Below are 24894 nucleotides of genomic sequence, written 5' to 3'. Positions count from 1 at the left end.
TATAAATGCAAATAAAATAAACGGTAAAATTTTTTATTTTTCCGAAAGGGAGATAATAATTAATAGAAGTAACAAATTTTATGCAAAAAAAGCAATATTTTTGTCAAAATAATGCAAGATAAAAAAATATATTATTTTTTTCTATATTTTTTAATGTTTTAAAAAGCTTTAATATACAGGAAAAAGCGAAATTTTATATATAAAAGCAAAATATTTTTTTGTGATGACTATTGCATTTTTGAATTAGTATGGTAGTATATTAGTATAAAATGTGTAAGGAGGAAAATATGAAAAAGTATGAAACAATAAAAAATATACTGGATTCCGGTGTAGTAGCAGTAATAAGAGCTGAAAACGGAGAAGAAGCAGTAAAAGTATCCAGAGCCTGTATAGAAGGCGGAATCAGATCCATAGAAGTAACTTACACTGTTCCCGGTACCAGTAAAGTAATAGAAACTCTGAAAGCTGAGTTTGGAGATACGCTGGAGATAGGAGCAGGTACTGTTTTGGATAGCGAAACTGCCAGAAACGCCATATTATCAGGAGCGACATATATAGTAAGTCCCGGATTTGACGAAAATACTGCAAAGCTTTGTAACAGATACTGTATACCTTATATGGCCGGCTGCCTTACAATAACAGAGATGATAACAGCTATGGAGGCAGGGGTGGATATCGTAAAATTATTCCCGGGAAGCGCATTTGGAGCAGATTTTATAAAAGCAGTAAAAGGGCCTCTTCCCCAGGTAAATATAATGCCTACAGGCGGAGTAAGCCTTGATAATGTAAAGGACTGGATAAATAAGGGAGCTGTAGCAGTAGGAATTGGCTCGGATCTGACAAAAGGATATAAAGAAAACGGAATATCCGCAGTAGTAGAAAATGCAAAGGCTTTTGTAGACAGGGTAAAGGAAGCAAGAGAGGGGAGATAAAATTGAAATTTATTTCTTTAGGAGAAATAATGGGCAGATTATCAACAATAGATTATGAAAAAATTCTTCATTCAAAGAGATTTGATATGAATTTCGGAGGTGCGGAAGCTAATGTTTCCGTCACAATGGCGAATCTTGGCGTGGAGAAATCAGCTTTTATATCTGCTCTTCCTGATAATGATCTAGGAAATTCCGTAATAAGATATTTAAAGTGCAATAATGTAGTGACAGATCATATAGTGAAAACAGAAGGAAGGCTCGGGCTTTATTTTGTGGAAACCGGTTTTTCACAGAGAAATTCCACAGTAATATATGACAGAAAAGATTCTGCCATAGCAAAAGCCGATCCGGAAATTTTTAATTTTGAAGAAATTTTCAAGGACTATACCTGGTTTCATATAAGCGGTATAACTCCTGCAGTTTCGGATAATGCCCTAAGGCTCACTAAAAAAGCAATGGAAGCAGCAAAGAAATCCGGATTAAAGATAAGTCTGGATCTGAATTATAGAGAAAAATTATGGGATTTTCAAAAAGCAAGAGATATATTGTCAGAGCTGGCAGAATATGCAGATATGTGTATAGGAATAGAGCCTTTGAATCTTCCGGGAGCAGACGGGACAGATATTAAAAACGGACTTTCCAGAAATAATCCGTCCCTTGAAGAGATGGACAGAGTTTTTCATGAAATGGAAAAAAAATTCGGCATAAAAATAATAGCAAGGACAGCAAGAAAAAGTATATCATCAAACAGAAATGCATTAAAAGGGTTTTTATATATAAACGGGAAGACAATAGAAACAGACTGGGAGGAATTCGATATTCTGGACAGGGTAGGCGGAGGAGACAGTTTTGCAGCGGGATTGATTTATGCGGTAAACCATTTTGAAGATCCTGAACAGATAATAGAATTCGCACTGTCATGTTCTATATTAAAGCATACAATAAGAGGGGATGCAGGAACATTTACTCATAATGAAGTGGAAAAATATTTAAAAGAAGGTATGGATATAAAAAGATAGTTTTATAATTATGTTAACCGCTCTGCTATACTGGTGTTTGGAAAAATTAGTGATCTTAAATACCAGTGCATGATGCCGGATGTTTAATTTTTCAATACAGGCGATGCGGGATATCAAATAAAGTACACGATAAGTGAGGGAAAAATGTTAGGAAAAAAGACTAAAACTACAAATGAAACAATAAAAAATTATGTTTATAATATTTTAAAGGACAGTATTATAAATGCACGCTTAATACCCGGAGCCCAGGTTTCGGAGCAGGAGCTGGCAGATAAGCTGGAAGTAAGCAGAACACCAGTAAGAGAGGCTTTGATACATCTTCATCAGGAGGAGCTGGTAGAGATAATTCCGCAAAAAGGTACATATATCTCCAAGATAAATGAACAGTCCGTGGAAGAATCTAGATATATGAGGGAAATACTTGAAGTGGAGATAACCAAGCTGGCAGCGGAGGTCTTTCCTGAATCATATCTGTTTTTACTGGAAGAAAATCTGCATTCTCAGGAATTATATCTGAAGCAGAAGAATTATGAAAAACTTTTTCAGTATGATAATGATTTTCACCGAATAATATATGAAGGTAGTAACAAAATGAGAATCTGGGAAAGTATACAGAATATAAGCGGTCAGCTGAACAGAGTAAGAATAATGGGATTAACGCTGGATTCCGAAGAAATATGGAATCTTGTTTACACAGAACATAAGGAAATATTCAATAAAATAAAAAATCATGAAAAGGAGGGATTGTCAGAAATATTAATAAGACATCTTGAAAGAGGAAAAACACATATCAAAACTATTAAAGAACAGTATGCCGAATATTTTTAAGATAAAAAGGAAGGAAAATCCTCCCCTTTTTATCTATATAATGTATTATTTTTCAAAAAAATTTCCATATTTTTCCATAAAAGACGGAAGCTCTCCTCTAAAATTAGTCAAATGACTGAGCAGGATGGATTCTACCCGGGAAATATCTTTTTCTTTAATGATTTTTACTATTTCCTTATGCTGGTTCAGGAGATTTATGAGATTTATTTTTTCAATAATATCCAGATATCTCAGTCTGTCATAATGAGTGCTGAAAGTCTTAATAGTAGTCCAGACTCTGGACTTACTTACAGAATCGTAGATAATAGTATGAAATTCATTATCAAGTGAAAAAAAAGCACTTTTATCTTCTTCAATATTAACAACAATTTCCTGAAGGTAGATATTTTTTTCAAGTTTTTTCAGATATTCGGTTTCACAGGATTCGCAGCAAAGTTTTAATACTTCGGTTTCGACTATTTTTCTTAAAAAGAAAGCTTCCTCAACTCTGTTCAGATCAATTAATGATACAAAAGAGGCCTTTTGGGGATATACATCTATAAGAGCTTCGTCTTTTAGCTTGAAGATGGCTTCTCTTATGGGAGTACGGCTGATTTTTAAGATATCAACTAATTCATTTTCATTTATAACCTGTCCCGGAGACAAAGTAAGGTTCATAATATTGTCTTTCAGGACTCTGTAGGCATACTGACTGTTATTTTCACCAATATTTTTATTTAGGTTATTTATATTTACCGACATTGATCCTCCTTATAATTTTTAACAATCAAAACTTATATATTAGTATATAACTATAAAATTATACTTATTTTACTTTTTAAATTATAGACACATTTTTAGAAAAAAAACAACAAAAAGAAAAATTAATTTAGAATTTTAGAATAAAAATAATACATGGAGAATGTGTAAATATAAATAAAAAAATTAGTTTGACGGAAAAAAACAAATTTTTTTTTCTGTATATCAGGCAGTGTTGACTTTTAAAAAAAATATGTTATATATTAGTATATAACATAAGATTATATTATTAATTTTATGGAGGTTAGTTATGGCAAAGGTAACATTAAAAGGAGTAGAGAAACAATATCCAAACGGATTTAAAGCAGTACACGGGATAAATCTTGATATTAAAGACGGGGAGTTTATGGTCTTTGTCGGTCCCTCGGGATGTGCTAAATCAACTACGCTTAGAATGGTAGCAGGTCTTGAAGAGATCACGGGAGGGGAAATATATATCGGTGATAAGCTCGTTAATGATGTGGCACCAAAAGACAGAGGAATAGCAATGGTTTTTCAGAACTATGCCCTTTATCCGCATATGAGCGTTTATGATAACATGGCTTTCGGGCTGAAGCTAAAGAAGACACCAAAGTCGGAAATAGACAAAAGAGTAAGGGATGCAGCCGAAAAGCTTGAAATAACAGACCTGCTGGACAGAAAACCAAAGGATATGTCAGGAGGGCAAAGACAAAGGGTGGCACTTGGAAGAGCAATAGTAAGAGAGCCGGAAGTATTCCTTTTTGACGAGCCTTTAAGTAATCTTGATGCAAAGCTGAGAGTATCCATGAGGGTAAGAATAAGCCAGCTGCACAAAGAGCTGGGGTCTACAATGATTTATGTAACACATGATCAGGTTGAAGCAATGACAATGGGAGATAGAATATGTGTCTTAAGAGAAGGAAAGATCATGCAGGTGGATACGCCGTTAAATCTGTATAACCATCCAGCGAATAAATTCGTAGCAGGCTTTATAGGATCACCGACAATGAATTTTTTGAACGGAGTAATAGAAGAAAAAGACGGGAAGCTGTTAATGAAGGTAAAGGGGACAGAGCTGGAATTTCCAGAGAGCATGAGAGAGAAGATAAAAGGACATACAGGAAAAGAGGTGTCATTTGGAATAAGACCGGAACATATCTCACTGGGAAAAGAGGGTGAGCAGAATGCACTGAAAGGGAATATACTGGTAAAAGAACAGATGGGTAATGAAGAGATAGTGTATTTTGAGAGTGAAGGAAACCAGATAACAGCAAGACTGACGCTGAATCAGGAGGAAAGTCTGAGCCTGAAGGAGACCGGAATATTTAAGATAGATATGGAAAAATGTCATTTATTTGATACAGATACTGAAGAAGCTATCTGAATAAGTTATTCAAAAAATTAAGGAGGAATCATGCAAAAAACAGACGGAATGAATTATGCACCAAAGGGAAAACCGAAGCCGGTATGTAAAGAGGGGGAATTTGTTTTTGCAGCAATAGCACTGGATCACGGACATATTTACGGAATGTGTAACGGCTTAACAGAAGCTGGGGCGACATTGAAATATGTATATGATCCGGATCCCGCAAAAGTGGAAAATTTTTTGAAGGTGTATCCTAATGCAAAGGCAGCAGCTTCAGAAGAAGAAATTTTTAATGATCCTGAAGTAAAATTAATAGCAGGAGCAGCAGTACCGTCGGAAAGATGTGCTCTGGGCCTGAGAGCAATGGATCATGGAAAAGATTATTTTACAGATAAATCACCGTTTACTACAATGGAACAGCTGGAGGCAGCAAAGAAAAAAGCAGCTGAAACAGGATTAAAATATTATGTGTATTATAGCGAGAGACTGCATGTAGAGGGAGCAGTTTTTGCGGGAGAACTGATAAATCAGGGTGCAATTGGGAAAGTCCTCCAGGTAATAGGTCTGGGACCACACAGATTGAATAAAAAAGACAGACCGGAATGGTTTTTTCAAAAGGATAAATACGGCGGAATATTATGTGATATAGGAAGCCATCAGATAGAACAGTATTTATATTTTTCAGGAGCTAAAGATGCCACGGTAGTTTCCAGTGAGGTTGCTAATTATGGAAATCCCGATACTCCGGAACTTGAGGATTTTGGTCATGCCAATCTGCTTGGGGATAACGGAACAACGAATTACTTCAGGATAGACTGGTTTACGCCTGACGGTTTAGGAACATGGGGAGATGGAAGAACAATGATCCTCGGAACAGAGGGATATATAGAAATTAGAAAATATATAGATATAGCAAGGGATAATAAAGGAGATAACGTATATCTGGTAAATAAAGACGGTGAAAAACGTTATTCCGTAACAGGGGAAATAGGATTTCCTTTTTTTGGGGAATTTATACTGGACTGTATAAACAGAACAGAAAATTCTATGACACAGGAACATGCATTTAAAGCAGCAGAATTATGTCTTATTGCACAGGAAAAAGCAGTTAAGATAAAATAATTTCAAAGGAGTACGGTATGCAAAAGTTAAGAGTAGCTATAGTAGGAGGAGGATCTATAAGTAAAGTCCATGCAGAAGCAATAAAAAACAGCGGACTGGCAGAAATAGTATGTATCGTGGAAAATAATTCCGAAAAGGCCGAGGAGCTTTCCCGGGGAGATAGTATACCTGTGATATGCGACTACAAAGAAATACTGGACAGGAAAGATATAGACACAGTTCATATAACCACACCGCATTATAATCACTATGAAATTGCGATGGATTTTATAAAACACGGAAAAAATCTTCTCATAGAAAAACCCCTTGCATTAAGTGTAAAAGAAGCTGAAAACTTAGTGGAAGAGTCGGAAAAAAACGGGGTGCTTTCAGCTATAGTCTATCAAAACAGATTAAACAGAACATCTGTATATATGAAAAAGCTGCTGGATGAAAATAAATACGGGAAAATTCTTGGAGTAAAAGGGCTTCTCGCCTGGTGCAGAGGACCGGAATATTATCTTTACAGTGACTGGAAAGGTACTATAGAAAAAGAAGGCGGAGGGGTGCTGATAAATCAGGCTATCCATACTCTTGATCTTATGCTCTGGTTTGCCGGGGATATAAAAATACTCAACGGAAGTGTACACAAGCACCGTACAACAAATGAAATAGAAGTCGAAGACACTGTGGAAGCATATATGATATTTGAAAACGGGGCAAAAGGTGTTTTTTATGCTACAAATAATTATTCGTATGACTCGGGGGCAGAACTCGAAGTTCATTGTGAAAAAGGGATATTAAATATAAAAAACAATAAATTAAGATTATTTCTGGAGGATGACGAGGTACTTCTTGAGGAGGAAAGTTTTACAAAAAATGAATTTAATAAAAAATGTTACGGGAATTCCCATGAAATACTGATAAAAAACTTTTATGAATCTATTTTGAACAAAACAGATAATTATATAAACATAAAAGAAGGAATAAAAGCTTTGAAAATAATAGAAAAAATTTATGATAAGGAGGAAAAAACTTGGTAAAAATAGGTGTCATTGGCTATGGAAACATAGGATCAATGCATGTCAGAAATTTTGAAAGCGGTGTGTTTTCAAATGTTCAGCTTACTGCAGTTTTTGATATAGATTCTGAAAAAATAAAAAAAGCAGAAAATCTGTATGGGAATAAATTAAAATACTTTACAAAAGAAGAGGACTTTTTTGGAAGTCATGAATTTGATGCTGTGTTAGTGGCTACTCCGCATTATGCGCATCCGGTTCTTGCAGAAAAGGCACTGGATAACGGATACCATGTTTTGGTAGAAAAACCGATAGGGGTTTATACAAAGGCCGTAAGAAGACTTTATAAAAAGGCTGCTGAATCTGATAAAATTTTTGGAGTGGTATTTAATCAGAGAACGAATCCGCTTTATCAAAAAGTAAAGGATCTGGTTTCCAGCGGCGAACTGGGAACTTTAAAGAGAATAAACTGGATTATAACAGACTGGTACAGAACACAGGCTTACTATAATTCCGGGACATGGAGAGCAACATGGGGCGGAGAAGGCGGAGGAGTATTGATAAATCAATGTCCGCATCAGCTGGATCTGTTTCAGTGGATATTTGGAATGCCGAAAAGAGTGAGAGGCTTTGCATATTTTGGGAAAAACAGAAATATAGAGGTAGAAGACGAAGTAACAGCTTACTTTGAATATGAAAACGGGGCTACTGGCGTGTTTATATCTTCAGTGTCCGAAGTACCGGGCTCAAACAGACTGGAAATAACAGGGGATAAAGGAAAAGTAATAATAGAAAACAGTCAGATAGAATTCTACAGATTACGGGAATCTGAAATAGAATATAATAAAAATCTGAAAGTACAGGGATTCGATAAGACAGGAAATTTTATAATGCCTGAGTATTGGAAATGCGAAGTTCCTGTGGAAAAATCAGATGAATCACAGCATGTTCTTGTAATAAAAGACTGGATAGATACAATAATAAACGGAACACCTCTTCTGGCTCCGGGGACAGATGCAATAAATGAATTAATGATATCAAATGCGGTATATCTGTCTACATTTATTGATAACTGGGTGGAGTTTCCGATAGACGAGGATTTATTTTTAGAAAAGTTAAATGAAAGAGTGAGAAAGTCAAAGTATAAAGTAGAAAAAGATTACGAATAAAATCATCTGCAGTTAATGTTTTTTGGAAAGTCAAAATAAAATAAAAGGAGAAAAAATATGGGAAAAAGAATATTTTGGTTAATGATGCTTATTTTGGTTTTAACAATAAGTTGTGGTGAGAAAAAAGAATCTTCAAAAGGTGCGGGAGCAGAAAAAGAAATTACGCTGAGATTTTCATGGTGGGGCGGAGATGCACGTCATAAAGCTACTTTAGATGTAATAAAGCTATATGAGGAAAAAAATCCCGGAGTAAAAATAAAAGCAGAATACAGCGGATGGGACGGACATTTTGAGAAAATCTCTACACAGATAACAGGAAATACAGCACCGGATATAATGCAGATAGACTACAACTGGTTATATAACTTTTCAAAAAACGGAGATGGTTTTTACGATATTAATACATTAAAAGATGATTTTAATCTTGATAACTATGATGAACAGGCTTTGAGCTATACTATTATAAACGGAAAACTTAATGCAATACCTGTGGGAATGAACGGAAGGGCATTTTTCTTTAATAAATCTTTATATGATAAGGCAGGAGTGGAAATTCCAAAAACATTCGACGAATTACTTGCCACGGATAAGGTAATTAAAGAAAAAGTGAGTAAGGATGCCAAATCACTGGATATTACTTCTACTGACAGCGGAGCATTGTTTTTTATAGAATATTATGTAGAGCAAAAATACGGGAAACCGATATTAACTGCTGAAAATACAATAGGGGTCACAAAAGAAGAGCTTGCGGATGCATTTAAGTTTTATAAAATGCTGGTTGACAGCGGAGCTGTTGTTTCGGCAAAAGACAGAGCGGGAGCGGGAAATTTTCCCGATGATCAGAATCCTTTGTGGATAAACGGCGAGCTGGGAGCTGTTTTAACATGGAATACAATGGTGGGGCAATATGAGAATATGCTTAAAGAGGGCGATACATTAGTCTCGGGAGATTTTCTGACAGGAATCGGAGAACATAAATCTACATTCATAAAAGTAAATATGGCTTTTGCAATAAATAAAAATACAAAATATCCGAAAGAAGCTGCAAAATTTCTGAATTTTATGCTGTCAGATCCTGAAGCAGCAAAAATACTGGGAACTGTAAGAGGAATTCCTTTGAATAAAAGTGCTTTTGCCGAACTGGAAAAGGAAGGACAGACAAAAGGGCCTCTTGCGGAAGGACTTACAAAAGCACTGGCTTTCGCCGGACCAAAAACAAGTCCCTATATAGAAGACGAAAGAACAAGAAAGCTGGGACTGGAAATTACGCAAAAAGTGGATTATAACGAATTAACACCGGAACAGGCAGGAGAAAGATTATATACTGAATTGGAAAAATTATTAAAACAAATGACAAGATAGACGGAAAAAGAATCGATATAGGTTATTAAATATTCTTATGAAAATTATTTTCGTATAAGGCAGATGAAAAATACGGTCATGCAGACAGGAATTCATTGCTTATTTGGAGAACGAAATAAATATAATAAGGAGAAAAAATATGAAAAATAAAATATTTTGGTTAATAATGCTTATTTTGATTTTAACCGTAAGCTGCGGAGAGAAAAATAATACTTCCGGTAAAGATGGCAGCAAGGAAATAGTACTGAGATTCTTATGGTGGGGAAGTGAATCACGTCATAAAGCAACTCTTGATGCTATAAAGCTTTTTGAAGAGAAAAATCCGGGAATAAAAATAAAAGCAGAATACGGCGGTACAGATGGCTATTTCCAGAAGCTTTCGACACAGCTAACAGGAAATACAGCACCTGATATAATGCAGGTAGATTATATATGGCTGTTTAATTTTTCAAAAAACGGGGACGGCTTTTATGATATTAATCTGTTAAAAGATGAATTTAACCTTGCTAACTATACAAAAGAAGATCTGAGCTATACTACAATAAACGGAAAACTTAATGCAATACCTGTGGGAATGAATGGAAGAGCATTTTTCTTTAATAAGTCTCTGTATGAAAGGGCAGGAATAGAAATACCTAAAACATTTGACGAACTGCTTGCTGCCGATAAAATATTAAAGCAAAAAATAGGTCCGGATACTAAATCACTGGATATAGTGACTTCTGACAGCGGTGCTATGTTCTTTGTGGAATATTATGTGGAGCAAAAATATGGAAAAACGCTGATAAATACTGATAATAAAGTAGGAGTTACAAAAGAAGAACTTGCAGATGCATTTAGGTTTTATAAAATGCTTGCAGACAGCGGTGCAGTAATATCGGCAAAAGACAGGGCAGGAGCAGGAAACTATCCTGACGATCAGAATCCTTTATGGATAAATGGTGAGTTAGGCGGTGTTCTAAACTGGAATACTATGATCGGGGCATACGGTGATATGCTTAAAAAAGGAGATACAATGGTAGCAGGAGATTTCCTGATAGGAATAGGAGATCATAAATCTGCTTATTTGAAAGTAAATATGACTTTGGCGATAAATAAAAATACAAAGCATCCCAAAGAAGCAGCAAAATTTTTGAATTTCCTTCTGTCTGATCCTGAGGCAGCCAAAATATTAGGGACTGTAAGGGGAATTCCTTTGAATAAGAGTGCTTATGCTGAATTGGAAAAAGAAGGTCTTACTACAGGACCTGTTGCAGAGGGACTTACAAAAGCCCTTAATTTTGCCGGACCTAAAAAAAGCCCTTATATAGAAGATGAAAGAACAAGACAGCTTGGTCTGGTAATTACACAAAAACTGGATTACAACGAAATAACACCTGAACAGGCAGGAGAACAGATGTATACAGAATTGACAAAATTATTGGAACAAATGACAAGGTAGTGCTGTTAATTGTAAATATAGCATTACATTGAATAATTATGAAAAGAGGCGGATATGAAAAATAAAATTAATGTGGGATTATTATACATACTACCGTGGATATTGGGAATATTACTGTTAAAAATATTTCCTTTCGGGTTATCGCTGTTTTTAAGCTTTACAAGATATGATCTAATATCAAGCCCGCAGTTTATTGGAATAGAAAATTATGTGGAGATGTTTAAGGACGAATTATTTATAAAATCCCTTTTGAATACTATAAAATACGTAATAGTAACAGTTCCTCTGAAACTGGCTTTTGCATTGTTTATAGCAAGTATACTTAATTTTAAGATAAAAGGAGTGGGGATTTTCAGAACAGCATATTATCTTCCGTCAATACTGGGGGGAAGTGTAGCGATATCTGTATTATGGCGATTCTTGTTTGCAGATAACGGATTGGTAAATATTATGCTTAAGATGCTTCATCTGCCTACGGCAAGCTGGATGGGAGATCAGAAGTATGCTTTATTTACTATAGGACTTTTGAGTGTGTGGCAGTTTGGTTCATCAATGGTAATATTTCTTGCAGCGTTAAAAAATATACCGAATACGCTTTATGAAGCTGCAAGAATAGACGGAGCATCAAAGGTAAGAATGTTTTTCAGTATTACATTCCCTTTGCTGACACCGGTAATATTCTTTAACTTCATAATGCAGATGCTGAATGCATTTCAGGAATTTAACGCACCTTACATAATAACAAAGGGAGGACCTTTAAATTCGACATACCTGTACTCATTACTGATTTATGACAACTCATTCAGATACTTTAATATGGGGTATGCAAGTGCACTGGCATGGTTTTTCTTTATAATCATAATGGTTTGTACTGCAATAGTCTTTAAATCACAAAAATACTGGGTATACTATGAGGATGGAGGTAATAATTAATGGAGAGCGTAGGAAGAAGCAAAAGTAAAACGAAAAAAACAGCAGATGCAGCAATTAAGTATATTATACTGATCGTGGTAGGACTGCTTATGATATATCCCCTGTTATGGCTTATAGGGGCATCATTCAAAGAAAATAACGAAATATTTTCTTCGGTGGGAATTATACCTAAAAAATTCGATGTTACAGGGTATATAAACGGATGGAAGACATCAACAGAGTATACTTTTACGAAATACTTCATGAATACATTTGCCATAGTAGTACCTAAGGTGATACTTACACTTATTTCGTGTACACTGGCAGCATATGGGTTCGCAAGATTTAAAATACCCGGGAAAAAATTTCTGTTTTCAATACTGATCGGGACATTATTACTGCCGACTATAGTTCTTAATATACCTCAGTATATAATGTACAGACAGATAGGATGGCTGGATACATATCTTCCGTTAATAATTCCTTCATTACTTGCTACTGATACATTCTTTGTATTTATGCTGGTACAATTTTTGAGAGGACTTCCTATAGAATTGGAAGAGGCTGCGAAAATAGATGGATGCAACAGTTTTCAAACATTGATTTATATATTGGTTCCTATACTAAAACCAGCTTTAATTTCTGTGGCTTTATTTCAGTTTATATGGTCAATGAATGATTTTATGGGGCCTTTAATCTATATATCAAGTGTAGAAAAATATCCTGTGTCCATAGCATTAAAAATGTCAATGGACAACAGTGCGGTAGTACAGTGGAATCAGGTAATGGCAATGGCTGTAATAGCTCTGGTACCTTCTATAGTAATATTCTTCTCGGCACAAAAATATTTCGTGGAAGGTGTATCGACAAGCGGATTGAAATAATAACAGGAGGAAATAATAATATGAAGATGACGTTTAGATGGTACGGAAAGACTGATCCTGTTTCTTTGGAATATATAAGTCAGATACCGGGGATGACAGGAGTGGTAACTGCGATTTATGATATTCCTGTAGGTGAGGTGTGGCCTCTTGATAAAATAACAGAACTAAAAGAAGAGGTAAATGTAAAAAATCTGGAAATGAAGGTAATAGAAAGTGTTCCCGTACATGAAGATATTAAGATGGGACTTCCTTCAAGAGAGAAATATATAGAAAATTATAAAGAAAATATAAGAAATCTTGCTAAAGCAGGAGTAGAGGTCATCTGCTATAATTTTATGCCGGTTTTTGACTGGACAAGATCAAATCTGGATTATAAACTTCCTGATGGTTCTACTGCCCTTGTTTATTACAGAGATGAAATAGAAAAGATGGATCCGAGAAAGGGTGAACTTTCTCTTCCCGGATGGGATGCAAGTTACCAAAAAGAAGAACTGAATGCGATACTGGATAAATATAAGGAGATATCTGAAGAAGATTTATGGAATAATCTGAAATATTTTCTTGAACAAATAATTCCGGTAGCTGAGGAAGTAAAAGTAAAGATGGCAATACATCCTGATGATCCGCCGTGGCCTATCTTCGGACTTCCCAGAATTATAACAAATGAGGAGAATATAGACAGATTTCTTAAGCTTTATGACAGTGAATATAACGGACTTACACTATGTACAGGCTCACTTGGAGTGGCAAGAGACAATGATATGCCGGGAATGATAAGAAGATTTGGTAAAAAGATTCATTTTGCACATTTAAGAAATATAAAAATAATAGATGACAGAAGTTTTCAGGAAAGCGCCCATATGTCAAAATATGGTTCGCTGGATTTTGTGGAGATATTAAAAGCATACAAAGAAACAGGCTTTACCGGTTATGCCAGACCGGATCACGGAAGAATGATCTGGGGAGAAACAGGAAGACCGGGTTACGGATTATATGACAGAGCTCTTGGAGCAGTGTACATTCTGGGAATATGGGAAACTCTGGAAAAAGGATGCTAGGATAGGAGGAATATAAAGAGAGAGGTATTCTTATTATAAAATCAGATAGTATAAGGGTGCCTGAACATCAGTTTTATTTTTGTTTCTCAGAATTTAAATGATACAGGGTACTAAAATTAATTGAAGTATATTAAACTTGATTTGCCGGAGTGCCTATCCCGACAGGAAGATTTTTATAATTAACCAGTCAAGCAAATACGGCGGCTTCGGCAGTAAAATATTTTGAAACATAAAATTTTAAATACAAATATAGGAAAGGAGATCAAAATGCAGGTTCCTTTTAAAATAAATCTGGAAAATAAAGTAGCAGTGGTTACAGGAGGAGGCGGAATACTGTGTGCGGTATTTGCGAAAGCTCTGGCTGCATGCGGTGCTAAAGTAGCAGTTTTGGATTTGAAAAAAGAAGCGGCAGATGCTGTTGCAGATGAAATAAATAAAAGCGGCGGAAGGGCTTTAGGCGTACAGGCTAATGTCCTGGATATAAACAGCCTGAAAGAAGCAAAAAAGACAGTAAATGAAAAAATGGGAAAATGTGATATTCTGATAAACGGAGCAGGCGGAAACCACCCTAAGGGAAATACAAGCAAGGAATACTTTGAAGACGGTGATCTGGATAAAGAGGATATAATGACTTTCTTCGATCTGGATCCGGAGGGTATAAAATTCGTATTTGACCTGAATTTTATAGGGACATTGCTGACTACTCAGGTTTTCGCAAAGGATATGACTGGAAATAAAGAGAGCAGCATAATAAATGTATCATCTATGAATGCATTCACACCGCTTACAAAAATACCGGCATACTCAGGTGCAAAAGCTGCTATATCTAATTTTACACAGTGGCTGGCAGTACATTTTTCAAAATCAGGGATAAGAGTAAATGCTATGGCTCCGGGATTTTTTGAAACTAATCAGAATAAAGCACTGCTCAGAAATACTGACGGATCATATTCAGAAAGAGCAGAAAAAATAATTTCACAGACACCAATGGGAAGATTCGGGGAACCGGAAGAATTAACAGGAACATTACTTTGGCTGATAGAACCAAAGGCTTCGGGCTTTGTTACAGGAGTAATAATACCGATAGACGGAGGATTTTTAGCATATTCAGGAGTTTAACATATTTGGGAAAAGTATTTATTATAAATTGATAATATGGGATGCAGGGACTTTTTATGATGATATAATATGAATTAAAGTTTTTGCATAGTCAGGAGAGATAATGAATTTAGGAATCAGAGCACATGATTTTACAGCAGTTAGTGCAGAGGAGCTGGCTGAAAAAATATCAGCAAAAGGTTTTAAAAATGTACAGCTGGCTTTGCCGAAAAGCTTTGAAACAATTAATTCTGATCTTGGAAATTTGAGTCCGGGATTTGGAAATTATATACGAAATGCACTTTCTGAGAAGAATATTCATGTGGCAGTTTTAAGCTGTTATTTTAATATGGTGGATCCTGATGAGGAGTTTAGAAGACATTGTATAGATAAATTTAAAGAGTATATAAGATATGCTTCTACATTTGGAGCTAAGATAGTAGGAAGTGAAACAGGCTCTTATAACAGGGATTTTTCTTATCATGAAGATAATCATAGTGAGAAAGCTTTTCAGACAGTGAAGAGAACTATAAGAGAGCTGGCAGATGAGGCAGAAAAATTCGGTATAATAATAGGAGTGGAAAATTCAGTAACTCTTACTATTCATACTCCGGAACGAATGAAAAGGCTTTTGGATGAAATAGGATCGAATAATGTTCAGGTGCTTTATGATCCTATAGGCTTTATACGAGCAGATGAGATAATGAATCAGGATGAAATAATAACAAGGTCTCTCGATATACTTGGAGACAGGATAGCAGCAGTGCATGTAAAAGATTTTATAGTAGAAAACGGTGAAAGAGTAATTGTTCCACCGGGAAAAGGTATTCTGAATTTTGAATTATTATTTAAATTATTGAAAAAAAAGAAACCATTCATAGAAATAATACTGGAAAATATAGAAGTAAACGAAATGGATAAAAGTATAAACTATATGAGAGGTATATATGAAAAAGTCTAATTTATCATTCTAGATTTCGCACTGTGAGAAATCTGGAAAAAGATTTGGATTTTACAGATAGAAAATGACGGATTTATTATCTGTCATTTTTTAATAGTAAGGAATATAAATTATATGGTTTTTTTTAAATACTTATGATACGATATTTATGAAAATAAATTAATCTTTTGTAATATATTTTTTATAATCAGAAGAATATTATAAGGAAGAGTGGAGCTAAAAAATACAAAATTTCGAAAAAGATGGAGAAAATTATGAAGAAAAGAGTTCTAATTTGGTTATTTATATTAACTAACATAGGAATAAGTGAAGAAATAATAAACTCTAAAAATGAAAAAGAAAATAATAAAATAGTAGTTGAAGAGGCTGTAATCAAACAAAATGAAAATGAAGATAAAAAATATTATGAAATGATTGATGGAAAAATTTACTATAAAGAATACTGGGATACCCCTGTATTAGTTAAAGAAATTGATGTAAAAACTTTCGCTGAGTTAGAATATTCATATGCAAAAGATAAAAATAATTATTATTATAAAAATAAAAAAATACTTGTGGATAAGAATAGTTTTGTTATAGAAAATTATTTTATTGCTAAGGATAAAAATAATGTTTATGTGCTGGGCAGAAAGATACCGGGGTTTGCATCAGAAAAATTGAAGATTTATGAGGGGGATACCAGATATATAACAGACGGTACAGATGTATATTTTATAGACACGAAGTTGATGAATTCCGACCCGAGTACTTTTGTAATTTTAGATAATGAAACAGCAAAAGATAAAAATAATGTGTATAAGTATGGAGAGATTTTATACGGTGCAGATTCCGAAACTTTTGAAATATTAGGAAATATATACTCAAAAGATAAAAATAAAGTATACTCGATATCATATCCTATGGATAAAGCTGATGCTAAAAGCTTCAAAAGTATAGGAGATTGGTATGGAAAGGATAAAAATTTTGTATTTTACAGAGATGATATAGTGGAGAATGCAGACTCCAAAACTTTCAAACATTTGGAATATAAATACGGGATAGATAAAAATTATGTCTATTATTCAAATAAAAGAATAGAAGATGCAGATCCTCAAAGTTTTGTATTATTGAATAAATATGTAAGTAAAGACAAAAATTATGTCTATTATCTCACATCAAAAGTACTAAATTTTAAACCTGAAGATCTAAAAGACAGAAATATAGATACTGATAAATTTGTTATCCAAGAAAAAGAATCTGAATATAATATGGCAATTTTAATTGATGAATATGAAAAGAGAGAGAAAAAAAGACTAGAAGATTTAAGTGATAAGGGAATTACAGAAATGGGTTTTGATTATTATATGTATAAAAACTTGATTTATTATAATGATAAATTTAGCAGGAAAATCTTTTTATACAAAGCTGATATAGAAACTTTAGAAGCAGTAGAAGATAGTTATAATGAAATTTTGAAGGATAAAAACAGAGTATACATAGCCGGGAGAATGTTAGAAGGGGCAGATCCGGTAAGTTTTGAAGTAATAACTGGAAGATATTATAAAGATAAAAAAATGTTTACATAGGATGGAATAAGATAAATAATGCAGATATAAAAACTTTTGAAGTAATAGACGGAAATTATTCATGGGATAAAAGTAGAGTTTATTTTAATGAAACAGAAATTCCGGACATAGATAAAGAAAGCTTTAAAACAATAGGAAATTCATATTCAAAAGATAAAAATCATATTTATTATGAGAAAAAAATAATAAAAAATGCAGATATAGAAAGTTTTGTACTTATACTTCCGGAAAATTTACATGGAGAATATGCTAAAGATAAAAACAGAGTGTATTATTTAGGCAGAGAATTAGAAGGAGTGGATCCAGAAAGCTTTCAACATGTGAATTCAATTATTAGGAAAGATAAGAAAAATGTATATTATAACGAAAAAATAATAGAGGGAGCAGACCCTGAGACATTTCAGGAAATAGAAGGAGCTAGTTTTTATAAAGATAAAAACAGAGCTTATTATGGTGTATATGGAGTACAGACAATGGATGTAGATATAAAAACTTTTAAGATCTTGAATTTTTATTATTCAAAGGATAAAAAAAATGTATATTATGAAGATAAAAAATTGGAAACATTAGATCCTAAAACGTTTGAAGTGATTGATTATTCATATGGAAAGGATAAAAACGGGGTTTATTATATTGATTATCCTTTAGATCTAGATATAAACCATATAAAAACAGAAGCCGGTATTATCACAGACGGAAAAAAAACCTATTATGACAACAAAGAATTAAAAGGTATAAATCAGCAAGAATGGGAAAATCTAGGAGGAGGATACAGTAAAGATAGAGATAGTATTTATTATACAGGAGAAAAAATAATTAACAGTGATGCTGGGAGTGCTGAAACAATTCAAGAATCACTTAAAGAAGAGTGTACTTTGAACTATGGATGGTCTGATCATATAAGAGACAAGAATTATGTTTATTATAGGGGAAAATTAGTGGAAGGAGCAGATCCGGAAACATTTAAATGCATATCTTATAATGTATACTCAGATAAAAATAATATTTATTTGAAGAATACAATATTGAAAAATGTAAAAGAGAATGAGATTATTTTTTTTGATAAATGGGATAAAGGCTATTACATAAGAGGAAATGATATATATTATGAAGCTATAAAATTAGATGGAATAAATATAAATGATTTTCAATATATAAATCCTGAACGTTCCTTTAGTTATATAAAAAGTACTAAAAATGTGTATTTATACGGGAAGAAAATTATAGGAGCTGATCCAAAGACTTTCAAAATAAGCTTTGAAGGGTATCTCATTTCACAAGATAAAAATCATGTTTATTATAATGGTGAGAAGATACCCGGAATTATTCCGAATTCTTTTAAAGTGGATCACGGATATTTATCTGATGGAAAAATTGCTTATTATAATGGAGAAAAAATGGATAAAAATATAAATATAGAAAATATACAATATTTAGGCGGATCATATGTAACAGATGGTATAAATGTATTTTATGATGGGAAGTGGCTGGAATCATTTAATGAAGGAGAATTTTTGGTATTATCATATGATTATGCGAAAGGAAAAAAAGAGATATACTATGACGGAGAAAAAATAGACGGAGCTGATTATGATAGTTTTCAGGAGTTAGAAAAAGAATACGCTAAAGATAGTAAAAATGTTTATTTAAAAGGAAAAATAATGCAGGCAGATGTGAAAACTTTTAGAGTGTTAAGTTATAATTTTTCTAGGGATAATAAAAATTGGTATGGAGAAAATGGAGAGAAAATTTTGAAATAAAAAAATAAATATAATTTTTAAAGTAAGATTTTAAGAAAATATAAAATTATTAAGAGAAAAAAGGCGAGGTTTATTTTCGCCTTTTTATTTATGCCTGTTATTAAATTTAAAGAAAAATTGAAAAGGCAGAAGAAGTCTTCACACTGCCATAATTTTTATCTATTAGAAATATCAATAGCGGTATTAAAAAAGCATTCTGCAATTTCTGACATTTCTTCGCTAAATTTCCGAGCTTCGTCAGAATCTACAAGTATCTCGCTGATAATCAGTCCTCTTTCACCGAGTTTTTGGGCAGAATCGGTAAAATTATATATTTTTTCAGTGTTTTTTTCATTTATAGCTTCAGTGTAAAGAGGCAGCAAAGCTCTGTAATCATCGACATATTGCTGAACCAAAGAATCTTTGTAAGAATATTTATTTTTATAGCATTGATCAGCACCAAATCCTGTGCTCCCGCAAAAACTTAAAAATACAAATAAAGTAAATAATTTTTTTATCACAATAACCTCCACAATTTATATAATTAACAAAGTTTATTTTTTCAGCTTTAAAAAATTAATGTTCAAAAAACCGAGTATATTTGAAATACATGCTCCAAGACAGCATGAATCTTCCTTTAATTCAGATAATTCAATAGAAGCTTCTATTTTATTATATTTATAAATCTTCTTTTTAAGATTTTTTACAAGAGCAGGATAAATATTAAGAATCCTGTTATATATCAAAATCAGCTTCGGGTCAAAAATATTAATGATACTGAGAAGTCCGGAATAAATATAATTCTCATAATCGGCAAGAAGCGCAGTAATTTCTTCATCTATTTCATTATTATCAAGCATTTTTGAAAATTTATCATAAGAAATATTCTTTTTTTTCAATTCTTTTAAATCTTTAAAAAATGCATTTTCACATGCATATGTTTCCCAGCAGCCTCTTCTGCCGCAATAGCATTTTCTTCCGTTCAGTTCTATTGAAACATGACCGGCTTCACCGCTGAGACCGTTTACACCCAGAAGAATATTATTATCAATAACTATTCCCATGCCTATTCCTGCAGACATATTCAGAAAAATAAACGGATCATTAGGAATATCATAAAAAGATTTTTCAGCAAGCACTGAAAAATAATTATTATTTTTTATATTAATATTCAGATCGGGAAACTTTTTTTGCAGCATTTTTTTTAAATTAATATTTTTCCATTTTAAATTGTTGCATTCAATAATAATATTATTTTTATCTATTTTTCCGTGGACTCCCACAGAAAGACCGATAATTCCAAATTTGGAATTTTTTATACTTTTAGTATAATATTTAAAAATTTCTTCTATTTTATCTGCAATAAATTCAGGGGAAGTTTTTTTCACAGAAAAAGCTTCTTTCTGTGTTATTTCTCCGTTTAAATTAGTGAGAACAGAAGAGATGGAGTCTTTTTTCAGTTCAAGTCCCAGAGAATACGCGCATTTTTTATTCAGAAATAATAAAATAGGCTTTTTACCGCCTGAAGTTCCGGGAGAATTTTCCGATTTTTTTTCTATAAGTAATTTTTCATCAAGAAGATCAGATATCTGTGATGAAATGGTAACTTTATTTAGACCGGTAATCTTAGCCAGATCTGATCTGGAAACCGGTTCATTTTTTATTATTTCTTCCAGTATAATAGCCCGGTTTATATTTTTTATAAATTTAGAATCTGCAATTTCCATAGTACCTCCGAATCTATTTAATAATAACATTATAAGAAAAAAAAATCAATTGCGGATTTTTTTATATCAGATATTGACAAAATCAAAAATAACGATATAATTGTAATGTTAGTTTACCAAACTAACAAACTGAAATAGAACATAATAATACTGCAAAACAAAAAATAAACTTATAAAATAATATTAGGAGAGTGGTCTATGAAAAAGAAATTATTTTTATTCATGGTATTAATGTTAGGACTGATAATCAGCTGTGGTGAAAAGAAAGATACAGCAGGAGACGGCGGCGGAGAAAAAGAAGTTGTACTGAGATTTTCATGGTGGGGCGGAGATTCGAGACATAAAGCAACACTTGATGCAATAAAATTATTCGAGGAAAAAAATCCCGGAATAAAGATAAAAGCTGAGTATTCGGGATGGGACGGGCATTTTGAGAAAGTATCAACACAGGTTACGGGAAATACTGCACCTGATATTATGCAGATAGACTGGAACTGGCTTTATATTTTTTCAAAAAACGGTGATGGTTTTTATAATTTCAATGATTTGAAAGAAGACTTTGATCTTTCAAATTATGATGAAAATGTTTTGAGCTACACTACAATTAACGGAAAAGTACCTGCTATTCCTGTAGGAATGAACGGAAGGGTATTTTATTACAATAAAGCACTATATGAAAAAGCCGGGCTGTCGGTACCTGCAACAGCAGATGAATTGATTTCTTCTACAAAAATCTTAAAAGAAAAATTCGGCAATGATACATATGCTCTGGATATTTCAACAACTGACAGCGGAGTATTGTTCTTTTTGAAATATTATGTAGAGCAGAAATTCGGAAAATCCCTGATAGACAGTGATAATAAAATGGGAATTACAAAAGAGGAATTAACAGAAGCAATACAGTTTTATAAAAAGCTCGTGGATGAAGGTGTAGTACTATCAAGTAAAGATAACGCAGGTGCGGGAAATGTGCCGGGAGAACAGAATCCATTGTGGATAAGCGGAAAGGTCGGAGGAGTTTATGAATGGAATTCAGCGATAAGCAAGTATCAGGACACATTAAGCGAAGGAAACGAACTTATAATTGGTGATATGTTAACAGGAATAGGACCTAATAAATCAGCATTTGTAAAGGTAAACATGGCTCTTGCAATAAATAAAAACACAAAGCATCCTAAAGAGGCTGCAAAATTCCTGAACTTTTTACTATCTGATCCTGAGGCTGTAAAAATTCTGGGACTCAGCAGAGGAATACCATCGAATAAAAAAGCAATAGAAACTCTGGATCAGGAAGGATTATTAAAAGGGATAGTACCGGAAGGTCTGGAAAAAGCTCTTGCTTTTGCAGCACCAAAATCAAGTCCTTTTATAGAAGATGAAAGAATAAGAAAAATAGGAATGATGTATACACAAAAAGTAGATTACAATGAATTAACTCCTGAACAGGCAGGGGAACAAATGTATGCAGAGCTTGAAAAAGTCATTGCCCAGATAAGCAAATAATAACTGACACAACTTAGGAGGATAGAAATATGGATAAAACAGAGGTCTTGAACAAGCTCTATGAGAGACTTACAGCTTTGGAAGAGGATGAGGGGATAACACCTGTATATAGATGGGAATGGGAGCAGGGGGTAGGCTTATTTTCAATATATAAACTATATGAAGCAACAGGTGATAAAAGATGTCTGGAATTTTTAAACGGATGGTACGAGAAAATGCTTGGAAAGGGCTTTGATAAAAATATAAATACAATGTCTCCTTTACTGGCACTGACTTATTTATACGAGGCAGAAAAGAATACTGATTATCTGGAAGTGATAAAGGAAAATGCCGAATGGCTTATGAACAAAATGCCCAGAACAGTGGAAGGCGGAATGCAGCATCTGACTACGCATACTATAAATAATGACCAACTGTGGGCAGATACTTTGTTTATGACAATACTATTCCTCGCAAGAGCGGGAATGGTTTTGAACAATCAAAAAATGCAGGATGAGGCTGTATATCAGACTATAATCCATATAAAATATCTTTCTGACTGTGAAAGCGGACTGTGGTATCATGGCTGGTCACTTACAGAGAGACATTTCGGAGGTATTTTCTGGGGAAGAGGTAATTGCTGGATAACTATAGCAATACCGGAAATATTAACAATAGTGGAAGAAATAAGTATGACTGATAGGAGGCTGCTGGAAGAAGCGTATAAAAGACAGGTCGGAGCGTTGATAAAGTATCAGGACATATCAGGTATGTGGCGTACAATTATAAATGACGAGGATTCTTACTTTGAAACTTCTGCTACAGCAGGGTTTGCCTATGGGATACTTACAGGAGTGAAGTACGGGGCGATTGATAAAAGTCATTATCTGAATTCATATATGGCAGTACGTTATATAGTAAGCAACTACCTTGGGGAGGATGGTTCTTTGAAGCAGGTTTCCGCCGGAACGGCAATGGGATATGACAGCGAACATTATAAGAATATCGGATTCTGTCAAACTCCTTACGGACAGGGTCTGATGATTCTGGCAGTTTTAGCTTTGGAAGATACGGAAAAATTTTATAACTAATTATTTATATTCAAATGTTTAAAAAAGGCATAAGAGCTTTTACCGGACAGATCCTTAGAGTTTCAGCCGAATTTCCAGTAAAAGCCCGCACTCAAAAGGTGCTTATATTATATTGAGGAGTGAAATAATATGAAAAATTTAAAAGTACTCATACTTATGGTATTTTCAATATTCATTTTAGTGTCATGCGGAGGGGGAGACTCCAAGGTAAAAACAATAGATTTTATAATATCTGATGATTCCCTTGAAGGGGGAGCCATGGCAAAGGCAGTGGAAAGATATAATAATTCACAGGACGAAATAAAAATAAATCTTATAGAACTTCCTTATGACAGTGTAAGAGCAAAAGTAAAGACAATGGTAGCAGGAGGAAAGGCGCCGGCTCTTATGAGAACATCAAATATAGATGAATTTGAAACAGTTTTGGCAGATCTCTCAGATACAGTGAATCCTGCTGATTTTACAGATAAAATGGAAGAAAATCTTATGGACGGGAAATTTTTGGGAGTACCTTTGAATTTAACAGTAAACGGGCTTATTTATAATAAAACATTATTTGATAAGGCAGGAGTAAAGGTACCTGATTCACAGGATAATATCTGGACATGGGATGAATTTGTGCAGGCATTAAATACCGTGAAAGAAAAGAACAGTTTAAAATACGGAATGGTAATGGACTTTTCTCAGAACAGATATCAGACAATGCTTTATCAGTTTGGAGGAAGAATATTTGATGAGAACGGGGATATAGTGGTAGATCAGCCTGACAGTATAAGAACTCTTGATTATTTTATAAAGCTTCATAAAGATAAGGTAATGCCTGATGATGTATGGCTTGGCGGGGAAGATGCAAGCAATCTTTTCAAAACAGGAACTATTCCTGCATATTACTCGGGAAGCTGGAAAATAAATGAATATAAAAATGATATAAAAGATTTTGAGTGGGGAATAGCATATATGCCGAAAGAAAAAAACAGATCTTCAATAGCAGGCGGAAATTTTCTTGTAGCATTTACTAAGTCACCTGATCTTGAAGAGGCAAAAAAATTCATTAAGTGGTTTTATCAGGACGAGAATTATAAGCAGTATTGTGAAGACGGAGCCTATATATCCGGGAAATTAAGCGTACACCCGTCTTATGACTACGGTCAGGAATTTTTTGATATTCTTGATAATGAAATTGTGAATACACCTGAATTAAGTCCTAATGACAAAAAAATGATAAAAAAATATAAAGCAGCAGGAAATATGATGAGAGATTATATCGTATATGCTATTCAGGGAGAAAGAACACCAGTACAGGCAATGACTGAACTAAAGGAAAAATGGTCTGAGCTGAAAAAATAAAATTGATAATATAAATTTTAGAATTTTGCTTGAC

At 33.7% G+C, this 24894-nt stretch carries 22 protein-coding genes; 19 read left to right on the top strand and 3 right to left on the bottom strand.

The window, feature by feature from the left end:
* Positions 1 to 287 precede the first annotated feature (287 nt).
* The 3 genes from STERM_RS20140 to STERM_RS20130 all read left to right on the top strand — a co-directional run bounded on the left by STERM_RS20140 (position 288) and on the right by STERM_RS20130 (position 2779).
* Entirely contained in the window at positions 288 to 932 is a 645-nt protein-coding gene (locus tag STERM_RS20140; RefSeq protein WP_012863466.1) for a bifunctional 2-keto-4-hydroxyglutarate aldolase/2-keto-3-deoxy-6-phosphogluconate aldolase, read from the top strand.
* Positions 933 to 934: 2 nt separating this feature from the next.
* Positions 935 to 1951, top strand: a complete 1017-nt coding sequence (locus tag STERM_RS20135; RefSeq protein WP_012863465.1) for a sugar kinase — start codon at positions 935 to 937, stop codon at positions 1949 to 1951.
* 144 nt (positions 1952 to 2095) lie between these two features.
* Positions 2096 to 2779, top strand: a complete 684-nt coding sequence (locus STERM_RS20130; protein ID WP_012863464.1) for a GntR family transcriptional regulator — start codon at positions 2096 to 2098, stop codon at positions 2777 to 2779.
* 45 nt (positions 2780 to 2824) lie between these two features.
* On the opposite strand, the gene STERM_RS20125 is transcribed toward STERM_RS20130, so the two are convergent.
* Complete coding sequence (locus STERM_RS20125) at positions 2825 to 3520, bottom strand: GntR family transcriptional regulator (protein WP_012863463.1); 696 nt, start codon at positions 3518 to 3520, stop codon at positions 2825 to 2827.
* A 307-nt stretch (positions 3521 to 3827) separates the two neighbouring features.
* On the opposite strand from STERM_RS20125, the gene STERM_RS20120 reads away from it, so the two are divergent.
* The 13 genes from STERM_RS20120 to STERM_RS20060 all read left to right on the top strand — a co-directional run bounded on the left by STERM_RS20120 (position 3828) and on the right by STERM_RS20060 (position 19234).
* Positions 3828 to 4922, top strand: a complete 1095-nt coding sequence (locus STERM_RS20120; protein WP_012863462.1) for an ABC transporter ATP-binding protein — start codon at positions 3828 to 3830, stop codon at positions 4920 to 4922.
* 30 nt (positions 4923 to 4952) lie between these two features.
* Positions 4953 to 6026, top strand: a complete 1074-nt coding sequence (locus tag STERM_RS20115) for a Gfo/Idh/MocA family protein (RefSeq protein ID WP_012863461.1) — start codon at positions 4953 to 4955, stop codon at positions 6024 to 6026.
* Positions 6027 to 6043: 17 nt separating this feature from the next.
* Positions 6044 to 7048, top strand: coding sequence for a Gfo/Idh/MocA family protein (locus tag STERM_RS20110; protein WP_012863460.1), 1005 nt, complete (start codon positions 6044 to 6046; stop codon positions 7046 to 7048).
* The gene (locus STERM_RS20105) at positions 7042 to 8193 is read left to right on the top strand and encodes a Gfo/Idh/MocA family protein (protein ID WP_012863459.1); all 1152 of its coding nucleotides are present in this window, start codon (positions 7042 to 7044) and stop codon (positions 8191 to 8193) included. The genes STERM_RS20110 and STERM_RS20105 overlap by 7 nt, the downstream gene beginning before the upstream one ends.
* A 57-nt stretch (positions 8194 to 8250) precedes the next feature.
* The gene (locus tag STERM_RS20100) at positions 8251 to 9555 is read left to right on the top strand and encodes an ABC transporter substrate-binding protein (protein WP_012863458.1); all 1305 of its coding nucleotides are present in this window, start codon (positions 8251 to 8253) and stop codon (positions 9553 to 9555) included.
* A 139-nt stretch (positions 9556 to 9694) separates the two neighbouring features.
* The gene (locus STERM_RS20095) at positions 9695 to 10996 is read left to right on the top strand and encodes an ABC transporter substrate-binding protein (protein ID WP_012863457.1); all 1302 of its coding nucleotides are present in this window, start codon (positions 9695 to 9697) and stop codon (positions 10994 to 10996) included.
* Between the two features lie 54 nt (positions 10997 to 11050).
* Complete coding sequence (locus STERM_RS20090) at positions 11051 to 11929, top strand: carbohydrate ABC transporter permease (protein ID WP_012863456.1); 879 nt, start codon at positions 11051 to 11053, stop codon at positions 11927 to 11929.
* Entirely contained in the window at positions 11929 to 12792 is an 864-nt protein-coding gene (locus tag STERM_RS20085; RefSeq protein ID WP_012863455.1) for a carbohydrate ABC transporter permease, read from the top strand. The genes STERM_RS20090 and STERM_RS20085 overlap by 1 nt, the downstream gene beginning before the upstream one ends.
* Positions 12793 to 12812: 20 nt before the next feature.
* On the top strand, positions 12813 to 13850 hold the full coding sequence (uxuA, locus tag STERM_RS20080; RefSeq protein ID WP_012863454.1) for a mannonate dehydratase: 1038 nt from the start codon (positions 12813 to 12815) through the stop codon (positions 13848 to 13850).
* 267 nt (positions 13851 to 14117) lie between these two features.
* Positions 14118 to 14969 (top strand): SDR family oxidoreductase, encoded by an 852-nt coding sequence (locus STERM_RS20075; RefSeq protein ID WP_012863453.1) that lies wholly within the window; start codon positions 14118 to 14120, stop codon positions 14967 to 14969.
* A 103-nt stretch (positions 14970 to 15072) separates the two neighbouring features.
* Complete coding sequence (locus STERM_RS20070; RefSeq protein ID WP_012863452.1) at positions 15073 to 15909, top strand: sugar phosphate isomerase/epimerase family protein; 837 nt, start codon at positions 15073 to 15075, stop codon at positions 15907 to 15909.
* 254 nt (positions 15910 to 16163) lie between these two features.
* Positions 16164 to 17474 carry a DKNYY domain-containing protein gene (locus STERM_RS20065; protein WP_012863451.1) on the top strand — a complete coding sequence of 437 codons (1311 nt, stop codon included), beginning with the start codon at positions 16164 to 16166 and terminating at the stop codon, positions 17472 to 17474.
* Entirely contained in the window at positions 17471 to 19234 is a 1764-nt protein-coding gene (locus STERM_RS20060) for a DKNYY domain-containing protein (protein WP_341872151.1), read from the top strand. Before STERM_RS20065 ends, STERM_RS20060 begins: the two co-directional genes overlap by 4 nt.
* A gap of 155 nt (positions 19235 to 19389) precedes the next feature.
* On the opposite strand, the gene STERM_RS20055 is transcribed toward STERM_RS20060, so the two are convergent.
* A complete protein-coding gene (locus tag STERM_RS20055; protein ID WP_012863449.1) occupies positions 19390 to 19734 on the bottom strand; it encodes a hypothetical protein in 345 nt (114 codons plus the stop codon).
* 33 nt (positions 19735 to 19767) lie between these two features.
* Complete coding sequence (locus tag STERM_RS20050) at positions 19768 to 20940, bottom strand: ROK family transcriptional regulator (RefSeq protein WP_012863448.1); 1173 nt, start codon at positions 20938 to 20940, stop codon at positions 19768 to 19770.
* Positions 20941 to 21138: 198 nt separating this feature from the next.
* Here STERM_RS20050 and STERM_RS20045 point away from each other — a divergent pair, with 198 nt between their 5' ends.
* From STERM_RS20045 to STERM_RS20035, 3 genes are all read left to right on the top strand, one after another.
* Entirely contained in the window at positions 21139 to 22443 is a 1305-nt protein-coding gene (locus tag STERM_RS20045) for an ABC transporter substrate-binding protein (protein ID WP_012863447.1), read from the top strand.
* A gap of 29 nt (positions 22444 to 22472) precedes the next feature.
* Positions 22473 to 23513, top strand: a complete 1041-nt coding sequence (locus STERM_RS20040) for a glycoside hydrolase family 88/105 protein (RefSeq protein ID WP_012863446.1) — start codon at positions 22473 to 22475, stop codon at positions 23511 to 23513.
* 129 nt (positions 23514 to 23642) lie between these two features.
* Complete coding sequence (locus STERM_RS20035; protein WP_012863445.1) at positions 23643 to 24860, top strand: ABC transporter substrate-binding protein; 1218 nt, start codon at positions 23643 to 23645, stop codon at positions 24858 to 24860.
* The last annotated feature ends 34 nt before the right edge of the window (positions 24861 to 24894 follow it).

The organism is Sebaldella termitidis ATCC 33386, assembly GCF_000024405.1.
Lineage (GTDB): Bacteria > Fusobacteriota > Fusobacteriia > Fusobacteriales > Leptotrichiaceae > Sebaldella > Sebaldella termitidis.
The sequence above is the reverse complement of the archived record's forward strand: the minus strand, read 5'-3'. Positions and strand labels throughout refer to the sequence as shown.

Coding starts and splice junctions, on each gene's coding strand:
- STERM_RS20045 (WP_012863447.1), top strand. CDS start 21,139: ATGAAAAAGAAATTATTTTTATTCATGGTATTAATGTTAGGACTGATA.
- STERM_RS20095 (WP_012863457.1), top strand. CDS start 9,695: ATGAAAAATAAAATATTTTGGTTAATAATGCTTATTTTGATTTTAACC.
- STERM_RS20070 (WP_012863452.1), top strand. CDS start 15,073: ATGAATTTAGGAATCAGAGCACATGATTTTACAGCAGTTAGTGCAGAG.
- STERM_RS20085 (WP_012863455.1), top strand. CDS start 11,929: ATGGAGAGCGTAGGAAGAAGCAAAAGTAAAACGAAAAAAACAGCAGAT.
- STERM_RS20100 (WP_012863458.1), top strand. CDS start 8,251: ATGGGAAAAAGAATATTTTGGTTAATGATGCTTATTTTGGTTTTAACA.
- STERM_RS20130 (WP_012863464.1), top strand. CDS start 2,096: ATGTTAGGAAAAAAGACTAAAACTACAAATGAAACAATAAAAAATTAT.
- STERM_RS20140 (WP_012863466.1), top strand. CDS start 288: ATGAAAAAGTATGAAACAATAAAAAATATACTGGATTCCGGTGTAGTA.
- STERM_RS20125 (WP_012863463.1), bottom strand. CDS start 3,520: ATGTCGGTAAATATAAATAACCTAAATAAAAATATTGGTGAAAATAAC.
- STERM_RS20115 (WP_012863461.1), top strand. CDS start 4,953: ATGCAAAAAACAGACGGAATGAATTATGCACCAAAGGGAAAACCGAAG.
- STERM_RS20035 (WP_012863445.1), top strand. CDS start 23,643: ATGAAAAATTTAAAAGTACTCATACTTATGGTATTTTCAATATTCATT.
- uxuA (WP_012863454.1), top strand. CDS start 12,813: ATGAAGATGACGTTTAGATGGTACGGAAAGACTGATCCTGTTTCTTTG.
- STERM_RS20050 (WP_012863448.1), bottom strand. CDS start 20,940: ATGGAAATTGCAGATTCTAAATTTATAAAAAATATAAACCGGGCTATT.
- STERM_RS20065 (WP_012863451.1), top strand. CDS start 16,164: ATGAAGAAAAGAGTTCTAATTTGGTTATTTATATTAACTAACATAGGA.
- STERM_RS20075 (WP_012863453.1), top strand. CDS start 14,118: ATGCAGGTTCCTTTTAAAATAAATCTGGAAAATAAAGTAGCAGTGGTT.
- STERM_RS20120 (WP_012863462.1), top strand. CDS start 3,828: ATGGCAAAGGTAACATTAAAAGGAGTAGAGAAACAATATCCAAACGGA.
- STERM_RS20040 (WP_012863446.1), top strand. CDS start 22,473: ATGGATAAAACAGAGGTCTTGAACAAGCTCTATGAGAGACTTACAGCT.
- STERM_RS20110 (WP_012863460.1), top strand. CDS start 6,044: ATGCAAAAGTTAAGAGTAGCTATAGTAGGAGGAGGATCTATAAGTAAA.
- STERM_RS20090 (WP_012863456.1), top strand. CDS start 11,051: ATGAAAAATAAAATTAATGTGGGATTATTATACATACTACCGTGGATA.